Source organism: Saltatorellus ferox, from assembly GCA_007751475.1.
Lineage (GTDB): Bacteria > Planctomycetota > UBA1135 > UBA1135.
On the sequence record CP036434.1, the window covers coordinates 6,134,732 to 6,150,090 of the forward strand.

Annotated in this window: 14 protein-coding genes; 4 read left to right on the forward strand and 10 right to left on the reverse strand. The window is 66.4% G+C overall.

The annotated features are described in order from the left end of the window. Positions 1 to 337: 337 nt before the first annotated feature. The gene (locus Poly30_RS22120) at positions 338 to 1,585 is read right to left on the reverse strand and encodes a hypothetical protein (protein ID WP_145202540.1); all 1,248 of its coding nucleotides are present in this window, start codon (positions 1,583 to 1,585) and stop codon (positions 338 to 340) included. 259 nt (positions 1,586 to 1,844) lie between these two features. Between Poly30_RS22120 and Poly30_RS22125 the strand changes: the two genes are divergently transcribed. Further along, a complete protein-coding gene (locus Poly30_RS22125; RefSeq protein ID WP_145202543.1) occupies positions 1,845 to 3,158 on the forward strand; it encodes a hypothetical protein in 1,314 nt (437 codons plus the stop codon). Between the two features lie 137 nt (positions 3,159 to 3,295). Continuing rightward, entirely contained in the window at positions 3,296 to 3,910 is a 615-nt protein-coding gene (locus Poly30_RS22130; protein ID WP_419190501.1) for a DUF2911 domain-containing protein, read from the forward strand. Between the two features lie 32 nt (positions 3,911 to 3,942). On the opposite strand, the gene Poly30_RS22135 is transcribed toward Poly30_RS22130, so the two are convergent. The 9 genes from Poly30_RS22135 to Poly30_RS22175 form a co-directional block, all read right to left on the reverse strand. Continuing rightward, positions 3,943 to 4,227, reverse strand: coding sequence for a hypothetical protein (locus Poly30_RS22135; RefSeq protein ID WP_145202546.1), 285 nt, complete (start codon positions 4,225 to 4,227; stop codon positions 3,943 to 3,945). A 63-nt stretch (positions 4,228 to 4,290) separates the two neighbouring features. Continuing rightward, the gene (locus tag Poly30_RS22140) at positions 4,291 to 5,361 is read right to left on the reverse strand and encodes a 3-isopropylmalate dehydrogenase (protein ID WP_145202549.1); all 1,071 of its coding nucleotides are present in this window, start codon (positions 5,359 to 5,361) and stop codon (positions 4,291 to 4,293) included. 36 nt (positions 5,362 to 5,397) lie between these two features. Further along, positions 5,398 to 7,407 (reverse strand): aconitase family protein, encoded by a 2,010-nt coding sequence (locus Poly30_RS22145; RefSeq protein ID WP_145202552.1) that lies wholly within the window; start codon positions 7,405 to 7,407, stop codon positions 5,398 to 5,400. Positions 7,408 to 7,477: 70 nt separating this feature from the next. After that, complete coding sequence (locus Poly30_RS22150; protein ID WP_145202555.1) at positions 7,478 to 8,683, reverse strand: acetyl-CoA C-acetyltransferase; 1,206 nt, start codon at positions 8,681 to 8,683, stop codon at positions 7,478 to 7,480. Between the two features lie 128 nt (positions 8,684 to 8,811). Then, entirely contained in the window at positions 8,812 to 9,618 is an 807-nt protein-coding gene (locus tag Poly30_RS22155; protein WP_419190502.1) for an enoyl-CoA hydratase-related protein, read from the reverse strand. A gap of 8 nt (positions 9,619 to 9,626) precedes the next feature. Beyond that, a complete protein-coding gene (locus Poly30_RS22160) occupies positions 9,627 to 10,142 on the reverse strand; it encodes a peptidylprolyl isomerase (protein ID WP_145202557.1) in 516 nt (171 codons plus the stop codon). A 29-nt stretch (positions 10,143 to 10,171) separates the two neighbouring features. Then, the gene (locus tag Poly30_RS22165) at positions 10,172 to 11,176 is read right to left on the reverse strand and encodes a peptidylprolyl isomerase (protein WP_419190503.1); all 1,005 of its coding nucleotides are present in this window, start codon (positions 11,174 to 11,176) and stop codon (positions 10,172 to 10,174) included. After that, positions 11,173 to 12,066, reverse strand: coding sequence for a 3-hydroxyacyl-CoA dehydrogenase family protein (locus tag Poly30_RS22170; RefSeq protein WP_145202560.1), 894 nt, complete (start codon positions 12,064 to 12,066; stop codon positions 11,173 to 11,175). The genes Poly30_RS22165 and Poly30_RS22170 overlap by 4 nt, the downstream gene beginning before the upstream one ends. A gap of 88 nt (positions 12,067 to 12,154) precedes the next feature. Further along, positions 12,155 to 13,378 carry a thiolase family protein gene (locus Poly30_RS22175; protein WP_145202563.1) on the reverse strand — a complete coding sequence of 408 codons (1,224 nt, stop codon included), beginning with the start codon at positions 13,376 to 13,378 and terminating at the stop codon, positions 12,155 to 12,157. Positions 13,379 to 13,617: 239 nt separating this feature from the next. Here Poly30_RS22175 and Poly30_RS22180 point away from each other — a divergent pair, with 239 nt between their 5' ends. Beyond that, the gene (locus Poly30_RS22180) at positions 13,618 to 14,547 is read left to right on the forward strand and encodes a transglutaminase family protein (RefSeq protein ID WP_419190504.1); all 930 of its coding nucleotides are present in this window, start codon (positions 13,618 to 13,620) and stop codon (positions 14,545 to 14,547) included. 62 nt (positions 14,548 to 14,609) lie between these two features. Beyond that, a complete protein-coding gene (locus Poly30_RS22185; protein WP_145202569.1) occupies positions 14,610 to 15,260 on the forward strand; it encodes an LON peptidase substrate-binding domain-containing protein in 651 nt (216 codons plus the stop codon). Positions 15,261 to 15,359: the final 99 nt, after the last annotated feature.

Here is a 15,359-nt window from a genome sequence, read left to right on the forward strand (position 1 = left end):
CAGAAGCGTGGCACCCTTTCGTGGATTTCACACGATCCAGCAGGACCTGCCTACCCGGCGGTCGCGGTGGGACCGTCTGGGTGGAGGTCAGCTTCGACGGTTCGCAGATCCGCCGTGTCGATCCACTCGCCATCTGGACGGAGAGGCCGTTGCGAAGTGGCCACGGTCGGGACTCACCGACACGGAGCGAAACCGTGGAACGACCTGGGACTCCCGGAGGACCAGCATTGGCCCGTCGAGCCTGACCGACGAGGACCTGCTGCGGAAAGCTCGTGTCGAAGATGGCGGGGGTCAACCAGCCGCCGAGGGGTCCAACCAGGAGCTTTCGAAGGGCCATTCATCGCGCCACGATCGAGATCGAGTTCGAGAGCTCGGTCGCTCCCGACGCCATCGTTCTCGAGACCTGGGCGTGGAAGACCACACCCAGGCTCCACGGCGGCTGCGGGAAGGAGAGCTGCTCCGACCCTTGGATGGACTCACCGAGCGAGGCAAGGCGATGGGTCGTCACCAGTCGGCCGATCGTGAGTCCGGGAATCGGCGCGAGCACCGGCTGGCGGCCGACGATCATCCGGCGGCTCGAACCCGGTTCGGCGTCGAACGCGAGCGTGATCGAGGTCTGCTGGGGGCCAGCGTTCGTGGCCGATAGCGACGGGTACGGCACGGACTCGTCCGCGGATCCGCCGGGGTGGACGACGTACGAAGGCGAATAGTTCGAGCCCGGGGATCCGAGATCGGTTTGGTTGTCCCAGAGTTCGGCCCGTCCTTCGACGACGAGCGGGTCGCCGCTCACCGCCAGGAAGAACTGGCACGCGCATGCATCGTCGGTACCGTACCACCCCGCAACGAGGTTGCTTCGGACCGCGCGCAACGTGGCGTGCGGCCCGACCTCGACGCCGTGCCCGCCGCTGCCAGCGCTGATCTGCTGCATGAAGCAGCCGCCCGGATCGTAGCACGGATCTCCCTCGGCGCCGACGGCGACGCAGTGGTCGAGGTGCACGAGGAACGCGCCCTCGATGCGAACGCCGGACTCTCCGCGGCCCGGATACGGATTTCTGTCCCGGCCTGCGAAGTAAGAGGCGCTCGCCTGGACACGACTATCGGTGACCACGAGCGTCGGGAACTGGACCCTGGCCATGCGAACGTCACTCGAGTTCTGGACGGTGAGGTCCCCGGCCCAGGTGCCTGCCGGCCAGCTGAAGACGAGGTTGTCGAGGAGCACCGTGGGTCCCACGTCGAATACGTCGACGTCGTTCTCCAGGGTCAGGCGAGAGAGCACCGTCGTCGCTCCGATGCCGAGCCCGTGAATCTCGACGAGCGAGGTCACGCGGACGGACCCCGGGCTCTCGCCGATGATCGTCATATGCCGATCCAAAAGGAAGCCGTCGTAGGACCCGGCGCGCACGTCGAGCACAGACCCGGAGGGAACGACGGCCAGGGCTGCCTGGATCGAGGGGAAATCGACGCCCGCGCCCGGCGTGTCGTCGATGATGAAGGTCTGGGCGGCGGCGGGCACGGAGGCGAGTCCAGCGAGCAACGACCCAACGACCGCGCCCATGGGCGCAAGGGGGAAGATGGAGGGTGTCATGGTTCGTCCAAGATGCACCGGGCGCGAAGACGCAACGTGAAAATCGGGGTCTTCGGTCTCGCGGTGGACTCGGTCCGCGGCGAACGTCTTCTGAAGAGACTCTCTGCAAGAGATCTGGCCCGACGGATGCAACTCTCACGCTTCGACGGCTCCCCCGAACCCATCGAGACGTCGCTACCGGCTGAAGGGTGACTTAATTTGCGCTCCAGGGGATACCTTTGGAGAGGGCACTTTCCCGGCCTTTCCCGCGCTTTCTGCCATGAACACAATTTCCATGAGCGCCGCCATCGGCGCACTTGCACTACTCGCAGTTCCTTCCCGTGCTGATGTCCTGATCGTCGACACCGACCATCCCGCCCCGTTCCGCCAGATTCAGGAAGCCATCGACGTCGCGCAGGATGGCGACACGATCGTGGTCCGTCCGAGGGTTGACTACCGCGCCCGAATGGATGGGTTCGTCATCGACGGAAAAGCACTGACGATCCACGGAATGGACGCAGAGTTCCTCCTGACAGGAAAGGCGACCATCCGGAGCATTCCGGCGGGAGGGACCGTCGTGCTCCGCGGCCTGGACATCAATCGCCGCACGCGCGACGATCCACATGCCCATGATGTCGACCCGCTCTCCCCCGGCGCCCCTGGCATCGGACTCGTGGTCGCAGAATGCGCGGGCGCTGTGAGTCTGCAGAGCTGTTCCGTCGAAGGTGGTTTCATCAGTGGCTGGACAGGTGGCCCAAGCCAGGGCGGCATCGAGCTAGTGGACGTTTCGAGCTTCTCAGCCGTCGACTGCAGACTCCGCGGCGGGGCGGTGAGCACTGGCATGCGAATCGTGCGTTCCCGCGCGACTCTCTACCGCTCGGACGTCTTTGGCGGCATCGGCCTGGGGGATACGGGTTACAACCCGACCAGCGGAGACGGCGCTCTGGGCGTTGACGTCCGGGGCAGGAGCTTCCTGTGGATCGGCGATTCGTCGATCGAGGGTGGCCCTGGCGGGATTGCCTATTGCATAGGCACGGGGTCGTGCCCGGCCACTGTCGGTGACGGCGGGACCGGGATGACCGTGGAGTCCGCCTCGCAAGTCTACTCGCTCGCCTCGGTGGTGAGGGGGGGGCCCGTCGGCTACACCGACCCGAGCTTCGGGTGGATCGACAACCCCCCGTCGATCGGCGTGGCGCTCACGGGACAGATAGACATCATCCCGGGCGCGCAACGCTCCGTGCAGTGCGCACCCATGGTGGCATCCGGTAGTTCCCTCCCGATGACCTTCACGGGACTCGAGGGCGAAGAGGTGCAGCTCCTCGTCGGTGGCGGCACCGCGTTCCGGTTCTTCGGATCGTTGACCGGCGCATTCATGGTACGCGACCTCCTTCAAGTCAGCCCACAAGGCTCTTGGCCCACGATGCCCGGGTCAGGGTCGCTCGCTCGAGACATCACCCTTCCACAGGTCGCGGCGGGAGAAGTTCGAACCATGACGGTCCAGGCGTTCTTCCGCTCGCCTGGAAGCATGACGCGCTTCCGAATCTCCAACCCACAGACTGTGACCGTCTTTGGTGCGGGGGTACCGATTCCCTGAGAGCCTGAGAGCCTGAGCGAGTACAGAGCGTGTATCTGCTTCGCAGGTACGCGCTCAGTTGGCTTAATAGGTGCTTCCACCCTCTCCGGCCGGCGATTCGGCCACGATCCAGCCACTACCCGGTTCTCCCTGATCCCATGAAGACTCCTCTCCGTAACGCCGCTCTCGGCCTCGCCGTTCTCGGCCTCGCCACCCTCGGCGCCTCCTGCGCCTCTAGCTCGACCGCCAGCGACTCCGGCCAGCACTCCTCCGGTGCCGCCGCCATGAACGCGGAGTTCACCGACGCGTCGACGACCGTCACCGACAGCGAGCCCGCGAGCCCGCGCAAGCGGCTGGACGCCAGCCTCGGCGATGTCGAGATCACGGTCGACTACGGCAGCCCTTCCGCGAAAGGCCGCGACCTCTGGGGCGCGCTCGTCCCCTACGACGCCGTCTGGCGCATGGGTGCCAACGAGGCTACCCACATCGAGACGAGCGGTGACCTGATGGTGCAGGGCAAGCGGCTCCCCGCTGGCCATTACTCCATGTTCGCCATTCCCACGGCCGGTGAATGGACCGTGATCTTCAACAGCCAGCCCGCCCAGTGGGGCGCGTACAACCGCGACGCGGCCCTCGACGTTCTCATCGTCATGTCGACCCCCACGACCTCCGAGATGTCGGAGTCGCTGGAGTTCACCGCGGGCAAAGGCGGCACGCTGATGATGCGCTGGGGGACGCTCGCGCTGCCGCTGATGCTCGCACCTGCGAGCTGATCACGCCGCAGCCCACCCGTGGGCCCGTCCAGCTAATCGTCCTCGCCGCGCTCTCGCTCTCCGATCTTCATCCGACGCAGAGCGTGGCGACCCACGAACACGTCCTCCATCTCGCCGCCGCCGAGCCCACCCATCAAGCCGATCTCTCCCATGTCGTCGACGATGGGATCTTCCTTCGATGGCCGGCGTCCGCGGCGCATCCCGCCGCCCACGGCCTGACCGAACTTCTTCGGTGAACCGCTGCCGATCCAGGCGAGCAAGAAGAACGCGCCGCCGAGATAGGCCGCCATCTTGAGAAACTCGAGAAGAGTGGACATGCGCCTATTGAATCACAGCAGAACAGACCCCGCTGCCGATTCCGGAAGCGCGGCCCCAGGAAGTCAGTTCTTGCGGATTTCGGCCGCGATCATGTCGCCGACCTCGTTCGTCGGATGGGTTCCGGTCGACGCGCCCTTGAGGCGGCCGTCCGCGAAGAGATCGGCGATCGCCTTGTCGACCGCCTGGGCCGCCTTCTTCTCGCCGAGGTAGTCGAACATCATGCCGACAGCCATCGCGGCTGCGATCGGGCTCGCGACGTTCTTGCCCGCGTGCTTCGGCGCCGAGCCGTGGATCGGCTCGAAGAGGCTGACCTTGCCCGGGTGAATGTTGCCCGACGCTGCCATGCCCATGCCGCCCTGGATCATGGCGCCGAGGTCCGTGATGATGTCGCCGAAGAGGTTCGGCGTGACGGCGACGTCGAACCACTCGGGGTTCTTCACCATCCACATGCACGCGGCGTCGATGTAGGCGTGGTCCGTCTTGATGTTCGGGTGCTCCTTGGCGACCTCGTAGAACGTGCGCTGCCACAGGTCGTGAGCGCGAACCGCGTTCGCCTTGTCGACGAGCGTCACCTGGGCTTCCTTCCCGGGCTGACGCTCCCGCGTCTCGGCGAGATGGAACGCGTAGCGGATGGCCCGCTCGACGCCCTCGCGCGTGTAGACCATCGTCTGCGTGGCGACCTCGAGCGGCTGCCCCTTGTGCGCGAAGCCGTGCATGCCCGTGTAGGCACCCTCGGTGTTCTCGCGCACGATCAGCATGTCGATGTCGGCGGGGCCCTTGCCCTTCAGCGGGCAGAGGCTCTCCTGTAGGAGCTTGACCGGGCGCAGGTTCACGTACAGATCGAGGTCGAAGCGGCACTTCGCGATGATCCCGTACTCCACCTTGCCTGGCTCGCAGCGCGGGTCGCCGATGGCGCCGAGGAAGATCGCGTCGCCCTGCCTGGCTTCCTCGAACATCGCGTCCGGGAACGGATCGCCGTGGTCCAGGAAGTACTGGCTGCCGATCGGCAGCTCGTTCTTCTTCAGCTGGAAGCCGAAGACCTCGCAGGCCGCGTCCGCGACCTTGAAGGCCTCCCTCGTGACCTCGGGGCCGATCCCGTCGCCGCCGATGATGGTGATGTCGTACTGACTCATTCTATAGCTCTCGAACCGATGCCTTTCGGCGGATCATCAGGCGTTGACGGGCTGCCGGAACATGCCCGGCGTATAGGCGACGATGCGGCCCTCGATGGCGCTGGCCGCCACCGTCAGGGGCGACGCCAGGTACAGCTGGCCCGGGCCACTTCGGCCCCGGAAGTTGCGGTTGATGGCGCTCACCGTGACCTCGTCCTTGGTCTCGCTGACGCCAGGGCCGCAGCCGATACAGGCACCGCATCCGGGCGCGATGACCTCGACGCCTGCGGCGCGGAAGATCTCGTCGTAGCCCTTGGCCTTCGCGTGATCGCGAACCGCCATCGAGCCGTATTGCACGACCATCTTCACGCCCTCCTTGACCTTGCGGCCAGAATCGAGGGCGTCCTTGAGCACGCGCGCGTAGAACTCGAAGTCGTCCTCTTTGCCCGCGGTGCAGGAGCCCGCGTAGGCGATGTCGATCTTGACGTCGCCGAGGTCCGCAATGTCCTTGCCGTAGGTCGGATCGCCAGGCTCGGCGACCATCGGCTTCAGCTTCGAGAGGTCGATCGTGTGGGTCCCGCCGGCGTACTCGGCGCCCGCGTCTGGCGCCACGAAGCTGGCTTCGATCTGCTCGATCGTCTCCCCGCTCCGGCGCGGCTGGAGCCACTCGGCGAGGCGGCGATCGCCCTCGCAGATACCGGACTTCGCCGAGCACTCGGTCGCCATGTTGCAGAGCGTCGCGCGCTCGTCCGCCGAAAGCGAGGCGAGACCCGGGCCACCGAACTCCATGACGCGATCGAGCGTATCCTCGCGCTTGGCGTAGGTATCGAGGATGTGCAGCATGACGTCCTTCGCCGTCACGCCCGGATCGAGTTCACCCGTGAGCTCGAAGCGGATCGACTCGGGCACCTCGACGAAGGTGAAGCCCGCCGAGATCAGTCCCGCGTACTCCGTTGCACCGACGCCGTAGGTCAGCGCGTTGTTGCCGCCGCCCATGCAGGTGTGGCTGTCGGTGGCCTGGATGAAGTCGCCCGGATCGACGAACTCCTCGCGCGCAACCTGGTGGCAAATGCCCGGCGAGACGCCGTCTTTCGCCGAGTAGTCGCGGACACCCGTGTGCTTCTGGAAGGCGATCTGTAGATCGCGCAGGAGCTGGATCTCGGCCGTGAACGGCTTCATGCGCTCGACGCCGGTTGCGTAGAGCAGGTGATCCTCGAAGACGCCGAACTTCGCCGGGTTCGGGATCGTGTAGTCCTCGCCGTACTCCAGCTCGAGGAAGTGATGCACCTGGGCCGTCGTGAACTCGTGGCTGTAGCCGCCGTCGACATTGACGAGGCAGACGTTACCGGGCTTCAGGTACACGCCCTCGGCGACCTCGCCGCCGGGGCCCACGACCTTGGCGCTGAGCATCTTCTCGGCCATCGTCATCGGACGCTCCGCCGTGTCCGGAACGGGCACGTTGACGAGACCCTCCTTGTAGAGCTTCGCGAACGGAAAGAGCCCGCCGGACTCCAGCATCACCCGCGTGATCGGGTCGAGGTCCTTCGTGATCTCGTCGAGCGGCACGTCCTCGCCGTTCTGCAGGCGAGTGAGCACGCCGTAGCCGGCCATGAGCTGGCCGAGGTTCAGGTTGTTCCGCTCGTGAATCGGCGCGAAAGAGTGCGCGATCACGAGGTGAATGCCCGACCACTTCTCGCACTGCGGCGCGGTCTCGCGGGACGAGCCCGTGCCCTTACGCTTGCCGCTGACGATGACCTCGAAGCCGCCGTCGAGCAGATCCCGCGTCTCGAAGACGCGCTTTCCGTCCGAGTCCAGAAGCCCCGCGTACGCGTCGAGCGCGATGTCCTCGGGCTTGTGCCGGAAGCAAACCCACGCCGGCGTCATCGTGTCGGTGTTGATGTCGTCGAGGAGGTCCGCCGGATCGACGTCCTCCATGCGCATGTTCAGCTCACCGCGTAGCTGCTTGCGAATCAGCTCCAGGTCCTTGGTCAGGAAGAGGACACGCTTGCCCTCGGAGAGGCGCACGACGCGCTCGCCGGAGGGAAGCTCGTGGATCAGTGTATTCATCGCAGATACTTGGGTCGGATCAGGTCGGATCGAGTCGGGACCAGATCCATTCGGAAAGAGTCGGATTCGATCAGGCGTTCGGGTTCTCGATCAGCATGGCGATGCCCTGCCCGCCGCCGATGCACGCGGACGCGACGCCGTACTTCTTGCCGGCGCGGCGCATCTGGTACATCAGCGTGAGGACGAGGCGCGTGCCGGTGGCGCCGAGCGGGTGCCCGAGGCTGACGGCGCCGCCGTTGACGTTGCAGCGATCGCGATCGAGGCCGAGTTCCTTCTCGCAGCCGAGGTACTGGGCCGAGAAGGCCTCGTTGATCTCGTAGTAATCGATGTCGTCGGTCTTGAGGCCAGCCTTCTCCAGCAGCATGCGGATCGCGGGGACCGGGCCGATGCCCATCTCTTTCGGATCGACGCCGACGGTGGCGTAGGCGCGCACGATGCCCATCACGTCGAGGCCATCGGCCTTCGCGCGATCGGACGTGGTGCAGATCACGGACGCCGCGCCGTCGACGATGCCGCTGGCGTTGCCGGCGGTGACGGTGCCGTCCTTGCCGAACGCCGCGCGGAGCTTCGCGAGGCCCTCGATCGTCGTCTCGGGCTTGATGTGGTCGTCGGTGTCCACGGTCACGTCGCCGCGGCGACCGGGGATCACGATCGGCGCGATCTCCTCGGCGAAGCGGCCGGACTGAACGGCCTCGGCGCCGAGCTTGTGGCTGCGGAGCGCGTACTCGTCCTGCTGCTCGCGGGTGATCCCGAGGCGCGCGGCGATCTTCTCGGCCGTCTGCGCCATGTAGGTGTCGCCGTACGGGTCGTAGAGGCTGGAGAACAGCAGATCCTCCAGCGGCGGCTGAACGCCGAGACGGAAGCCCTCACGCGCTCCGTGCAGCACATAGGGAGCCTGGCTCATGTTCTCCATGCCGCCTGCGAGCACCGTCGTGGCCTCACCGAGCTGGATCAGCTGCGACGCGCTGATGATCGACTGGATGCCCGAGCCGCAGAGGCGGTTCACGGTCAGCGCCGGGACCGACTGCGGGACGCCCGACTTCAGCGCCACGTGGCGCGCACCGTAGATCGCGTCATTGGAGGTCTGGAGCGCGTTGCCGATCACGGTGTGATCGATGGACGCGGGGTCGATCCTGGCGCGCTCGATGGCGGCCTTCGACGAGTGAGCGCAAAGGTCGATCGCGCTGATCCCCTTGAGCTTTCCGTAGCCGGGGGTGCCTGAGTATTCGGCCATCGGGGTCCGTGCCCCGCCGACGATGACGACGTCTGCGCTCATGATTGCTGGTGTTCCGGAGTCGAAACGAGTGGGTAGGTGTTCTTTGGGACCGAGCCGCGCTCATCGCGCGGCTCGGTCCGGGGTCGCTCGGGGTCCCGAGCAAGCTGGGTGGGAAACGCGCCGGAGGGCTACTTGCCCTGGAAGGCCGCGCGCCGCTTCTCGACGAAGGCGCTCATGCCCTCGCGCATGTCCTCGGTCTCGGCGGCCTTGCCGAAGTACTCGGTCTCGAGCGCCTCACCGGAGGTCTGATCCATGTCCCATCCACGCAGGACGAGTTCCATGCCGAACTTCACGGCGAGCGGCCCCTTGGCGAGGATGCTCTTCAGCATCTTCTGGGTGCCTTCCTCGAGGTCCTCGGGAGCGAACAGGCGGTTGATGACGCCCACCCGGTGGGCTTCTTCGGCCGGGAACATGTCACCCGTCAGGATCCACTCGCGCGCGACGCCCGGACCTGCGATCCGCGCGAGGCGCTGGCTGCCGCCGTAGCCCGGAATGATCCCGAGGCTCGTCTCGGGGAGGCCGAGCTTCGCGTTCGTCGAGGCGGTGCGCAGCGTGCAGCTGAGCGCCAGCTCGCACCCGCCGCCGAGCGCGAAGCCGTTGACCATCGCGATGGAGGGCTTGCCGAGATGCTCGAGCTTGCGAAACACGCCTTGGCCGAACGCGGCGAGGTCCGCCGCGCCCTTGGCGTTGCCAGCCTGCGCGAGCAGCTCGGTGATATCCGCACCGGCCACGAAGGCCTTCTCGCCGGAACCCGTGAGGATCACGGCCCGAACGCTTTCATCGGCCTTGGCCGCGTCGAACGCGCTCCCGAGCTCGGTGATCGTCGAAAAGTTCAGCGCGTTCATCTTGTCCGGTCGGTTCACCGTGATGCGCGCGACGCCGCCTTCGACGGCGTACAGGAGGTTCTCGTAGCTCATGGGAGAATCTGGGCTCATGGGAGAAATCAGGCTTCCTCGACGATCGCCTTGTGAACCGTGACGGGCTCGAGCGGCTTGGAGTTCTCCCCGCCCGGGCTCTGCATCGTGTCGGCATTGGCGATCGTGTCCAGCACGTCGAAACCATCGACGATGCGACCGAACGCGGTGTACTTACCGTCGAGGAACTCGGCCTCGCCGTGCATCAGGAAGAACTGGCTGCCCGCCGAGTTCGGATCGGACGAGCGCGCCATCGACACGACGCCGCGCTCGTGGTGCATGTCGTTGAACTCGGCGTCCACGGTCCAGCCCGGACCGCCCGTCCCCCAGGACCGCTCGTTGCCCGTCTTGGTGTTCGGGTCGCCGCCCTGGATCATGAAGCCCGTCACGACGCGATGAAACTTCGTCCCGTCGTAGAAGCCGTCCTGGCTCAGCTTGACGAAGTTCTCGACGTGCTTGGGGGCGATGCTCGGCAGAAGCTCGAGCGTCATGTTTCCAGCGGAGGTTTCGAGGCGTACGCGGACGCCGTTCTGTGATTCAGTCATGGTTTCGTGGGTGGACGCGCGGGGACGTGCTACTTGCTGCTCGGGCGCGACTTGGAGGCCTTGACCACCAGAGCCTGGGTGATCATCTGGGGCGGATTCGGACGGTTCATTTCCTGCTGGAAGAGCGCGTTCTGCGAGTCCATGCGCACCTGATTCGCCGCGAGACGGTTGATGAGGGAGTAGTTGCCTTCGACTCCCTTCACGATGCTTTCGACGGCGTCCATGCCGATGATGACCTGGCCGAAAGCGCTGTACTTGCCGTCGAGGCCCGACGACTTCCTGTGGACGATGAAGAACTCGGAAGTGGCCGAGTTGATGTCGTTCGGGAGGCGCGCGGCCGAGAGGACGCCCGCTTCATGCTTGCGGCTGTTGAACTCTGCATCCAGCTTGCGAGGAGCGACTTCACCGCTGGCGGCCTTGCCGCCCTGGACCATGAACGTCGGGATGACGCGGTGGAATCCGGAGCCGTCGTAGAACCCCTTCGACGCGAGATCGAGGAAGTTCCTCACGTGATTCGGCGCCACGTCGGGCCACATCTCGAGCCAGATCGGACCGCCGGTCGTCTGAAGGACGACCTGGTAGTTGCCGAGCTGCTCCTTGGGAAGCTCCTCGAAGTTGATGCCGCGCTCGGGCAGTCCGAGGTAGATCACGTCCTTGGGATCGACGCCCGTCTCGGCAAAAGAGAGACGGAAGTCGATGGGATCGCCTTCGAACCGCTCGGTCAAAAAACCCGAGAGGTCCAGCGACACCGACAGCTTCTGCCCCGGCTGGAGCTCGACGTTGCCCTCGGCCTCGCGGCGCGTGAGCGGCTTGTTGTTCACCAGCCAGGCGGCGGGTGTCATCAGCCAGACGGGCATCTGGCACGGTTTCTCGCCCACCGCGAGAAAGTCGACCGTCACGCGGTACGGCTCGTTCTGGATGAAGAGTTCTGGCGCGGTGAAGCTCGCCTGGTAGTCACCGGCGCGCTTCTGCGCCGCGCCGCCGCCGAAGGTGATCGACGCGACGAGCGCTGGAATGAGGATGGCCTGGATCATGCTTTCTTATCTCCGTCCCACTTGTAGTACCCCTCACCGGTCTTGCGACCGAACTTCCCTTCGGCGACGAGGCGCTCGAGGGACGCGGGGATCTTGAACGCGGGCTCGTCGGGGTAGCGCTCGGTCCAGCCCTGAAGAATGGAAAGCGTCGTGTCGAGACCCACGTAGTCCGTCAGCGTGAGCGGACCCATCGGATAGCCGCAGCCGAACTGCATGGCGGCGTCGATGTCTTCCTTGGAAGCGTCGCCGCGGTCGAGCATGTCGATCGCCTGGACCATGTACGGCACGAGCAGACGGTTGACGACGAAGCCCGGGGTGTCCTTGCAGGAGACCGGGTGCTTGCCGCAGGCCTTGCCGAACTCCAGCGCGGCTTCGAAGACGGCGCCGTCGGTGTCGTCGGTGCGAACGACCTCGACGAGGCGCATCAGCTGAACCGGGTTGAAGAAGTGCAGGCCGACGAAGCGGGAGGGACGCCCGGAGGCTTCCGCCATTTCGCCGATCGGGAACGACGAGGTGTTCGACGCGAAGACGGTCTCGGGCTTGCAGATGCCACCGAGGTCCTTGAAGAGCTCCTTCTTGACGTCGAGGTTCTCGACGATCGCCTCGATGACGAGATCGCAGTCAGCGACGTCGGCGCGCTGGATGGTGCCGGTGATGCGCGCGCGCGTCTCCTTGACCCAGGCATCCGCCGCGGCCTGGTCCATCTTGCCCTTCTCGACGTTCTTCGACGCGAGCTTCGCCAGGCTCTTGTCGACGCGGGAAAGACCCTTGTCGAGGAAGGCCTGATCGGACTCGAGCGCGATGACTTCGCAGCCGCCCTGGGCCGCGACCTGAACGATTCCGTGGCCCATGAGGCCACAGCCAACGACGCCGACTTTCTTGATGTTCATGGAAGGATGGGGAAGCGAGTAGAGAGGGTAAAACAGGAGAGTGAGCGGGAGTGGCGGGGGCTGCGGGGGCGCAGCCCATCTGGAACGATCAGAGGCCCGTCCGGTCGAAGGCGACCGCGAGCCCCATACCGCCGGAGATACACAGGGTGGCCAGCGCGTGCTGGCCGCCCCTGCGATGAAGTTCGTGCAGCATCGTCGTGGCGATGCGCGCGCCCGTGGCGCCGATCGGGTGGCCGAGGGCGATGGCGCCCCCGTTGACGTTGAGGCGCTCGTGGTCGAGCTTGAGGTCGCGATCACAGGCGAGAACCTGGGCGGCGAAGGCCTCGTTGAGTTCGACGAGGTCGTAGTCCCGGGCGGCACGCCCGGTGACGGCCTCCAGCTTCGCGGCGGCGGGCACGGGGCCGAGCCCCATGACCGTCGGATCGACGCCGGCCTGGCGCGCTTCGCCGACCCATGCGAGCGGCGTCCAGCCGTGCTTCTCACAAGCGGCCTCGGACGCGAGCACGAGCGCACAGGCCCCATCGGTGATCCCGCTGGCGTTGCCCGGCGTTACCGTTCCGTGGCCGTCGTAGCGCTTGCCGAAAACGGCGGGCAGCTTCGCCATCTGCTCGAGCGTCGCGTCCGGTCGGACGTGCTCGTCGGCGTCGACGACGAGATCGCCCTTGCGCGTCTTGACCGTCACGGCGACGAGTTCGTCCGCGAAGCGGCCCGCTTCGATCGCGGCACCGGCCTTGCGCTGGCTCGCGATCGCGAAGGCATCCTGCATGTCGCGGGTGATGCCGAACTCCTGGGCGAGCTTCTCCGCGGTCTCCCCCATCACCATGTTCGCGAGGGGACAGTCGAAGCCGTCCTTGTACATCGAGTCCACGACGGGCGCGTGGCCGAGGCGATAACCGCGACGCATCTGGGGCAGGAAGAACGGGAGACCGCTCATGGATTCGGTGCCACCGGCGACCGCGACGTCGATCTCGCCGCGGCGGATCGCGTCGGCAGCGAGGACGATGGACTTCAGGCCGGACCCGCACGCCATGTTGATCGTGGTCGCGCAGGTTTCGACGGGGATCCCGCTGCGAACCGAAATCTGCCGCGCGACGTTGGGTCCGCCGCCGGCCTGGCGGCCATTCCCGAGGTACACCTCACCGACCAGCTCCGGCGCAACACCTGCGGTCTGGAGCGCAGCCTCGACGGCGATGACACCGAGGTCGGCGGCCGTCAGGTCCGCGAAGGACCCGAGGTACTTGCCGATCGGCGTCCGCTTCGCCGCGACGACGGCGACGCGGGGGCGGAGGTGGGATGTGTCGGTGGGTGCCATGGGTTACGGTGGGGCAGGTGGCCCGGCCGGAGACCTCCGGAGGGACTTTGAGGGCAAATAGAGTAGTGAGCCCTGTCCCGCGCGGCAATCCGGGAGGGGCAAGCCACCCCGAGCCAATTGCAACTTCGAAAGAGAGAGGGCTGTCCCGGCGGGATACCGCGGGGAATACCTCCCATCACTGCCTCTGGAGAGGAGGCCCCCGACGAATTCTCCGCGTACCGATGGACCACTCACCACAGATGGACGACCCCTCTTCCTCCATCGGCGCGTTGATCTCGTTGCTGGCTGATGAATCCCGATCGACCCAAAAGGCTGCGGTAAAGGCGCTTACAGAGATCGGACCCGCAGCCGAGGCCGCGCTGGAGTGGGCCGCGGCAGGGGATGAGCCCAGGGTCAGAGCAAGGGCCAGACGCGTCCTGGCGGCGATGGCGCGGGACCGCGGCCAGCGGGCCCTTCGACGGATCCTCGTGGACGACGGGGGGTATTCTTCCGAGGAGGCTCCTCCCGAACCCGGGCCGCTCATCGAGGGCCTGCTCGCGATCGACGACATCCTGGGGTTCAGGCGCTCGGGGCCGTCTGAATGTACGGGTGGGGACGCGGGCGCGCACGCCGCTGGCTCGGGCGCAGCCAGCTCGGAGGCAGAGAGGTGGATCGTCGAGCGCGCAGAGGAGCTTGGTTTGGCGGAGGCATGGCGCGAGGGCCCCACGCTCGCGGTGGCCGGGGCCCTGCGCCGGATCCTGGCCGAACGGGAGGGGCTCCGCGGCCCGGAGCAGGATTTCCATAACCTCCAGCACGTTTCGCTCACCCGGACCATCACGAACCGGGAAGGGCTGCCGCTCACCCTCAGCGCGATCTACGCGTCCGTGGCGCGCAGGAACGGCGTGGAAGCCTGGCTCCTTCCGTTCCCCGGCCAAGTGCTCCTGGCACTCGGGCCGCTCCAGGACCGCGTCATCCTCGACCCGTTCCACGGCGGAGCGCTCGTGTCTCTGGAGACCTGTCGCGCCAGACTGGCGGCCATGGGAGCCCCTGACTCGACGGTCTGGCTGATGCCCGCGACCGACCGCGACATGCTGGTGCGGCAGGTCCGAAATCTCGGCGCTGCGATGTTGAGGCACGGCCGGGATCGCGAGGCGCGCCTCTTCGCGCGACTCGTGGACGACGTCACTTGACCGATATAACGGACTGAGGCCTTACCCCGCGCCGGGGCACGTCCTACCTTCGGAGAACACCCATGGATGAGATTCCTGACGTCTGGCCGCCCGAAGAGGATCCGCGACCCGCGCAAACGATCCCGATGTTTCCGCTGCAGGGAGTCTTTCTCCTGCCGCGGCAAATCCTGCCCCTGCACGTCTTCGAGCCGCGCTATCGGCAGATGATCGACGACGTTCTCGATGGTCAGGGGCGACTGGCCATGGGCACGGTCCTGGAGGGGCAGAGCCCCCCGACCGACGAGCTGGAGGGGATTCCGCCGAGGGTCCTGCACGTGGCTGGCGTCGGCGAGATCGCTCGCCACGAGAAGACGCCGGACGGGCGCTACTTCATCTGGCTCTTCGGCATCGGACGCTTCGACGTCGAGGAAGTGCCCTCGGATCGACTGTATCGCCAGGTGAAGGTCCGTCCGCTGGAGGAGACCGAGATCGCGCCGGGCTCGGTCACCGCGCTCACCCACTCGCTGCGCGAGGCGCTCGACTCGCGCTCGGAGTCGCCGCTGGAACTCCCCGAAGACGTTCCGCCGGAGCTCCTGGCCGACGCGCTGGCCCAGCGGCTTCATCTCCCCCAGAGCGCGATGGAGCCGATCTTCGCGGAGCCCGACGTGGCCAGGCGGGCGCGGATGACGCTCAAGGCCCACGCGGCGTTCCCAAAACCGGACCTGGACGACTGAACGCGAGAGAGTCGAGACAGGAGACGCCAAAGGTGACGAATGAGGGAGCGCCCCGGACCTGAACTCCGGATACCCTTCGGCGAAATCAGTCCCCCACCG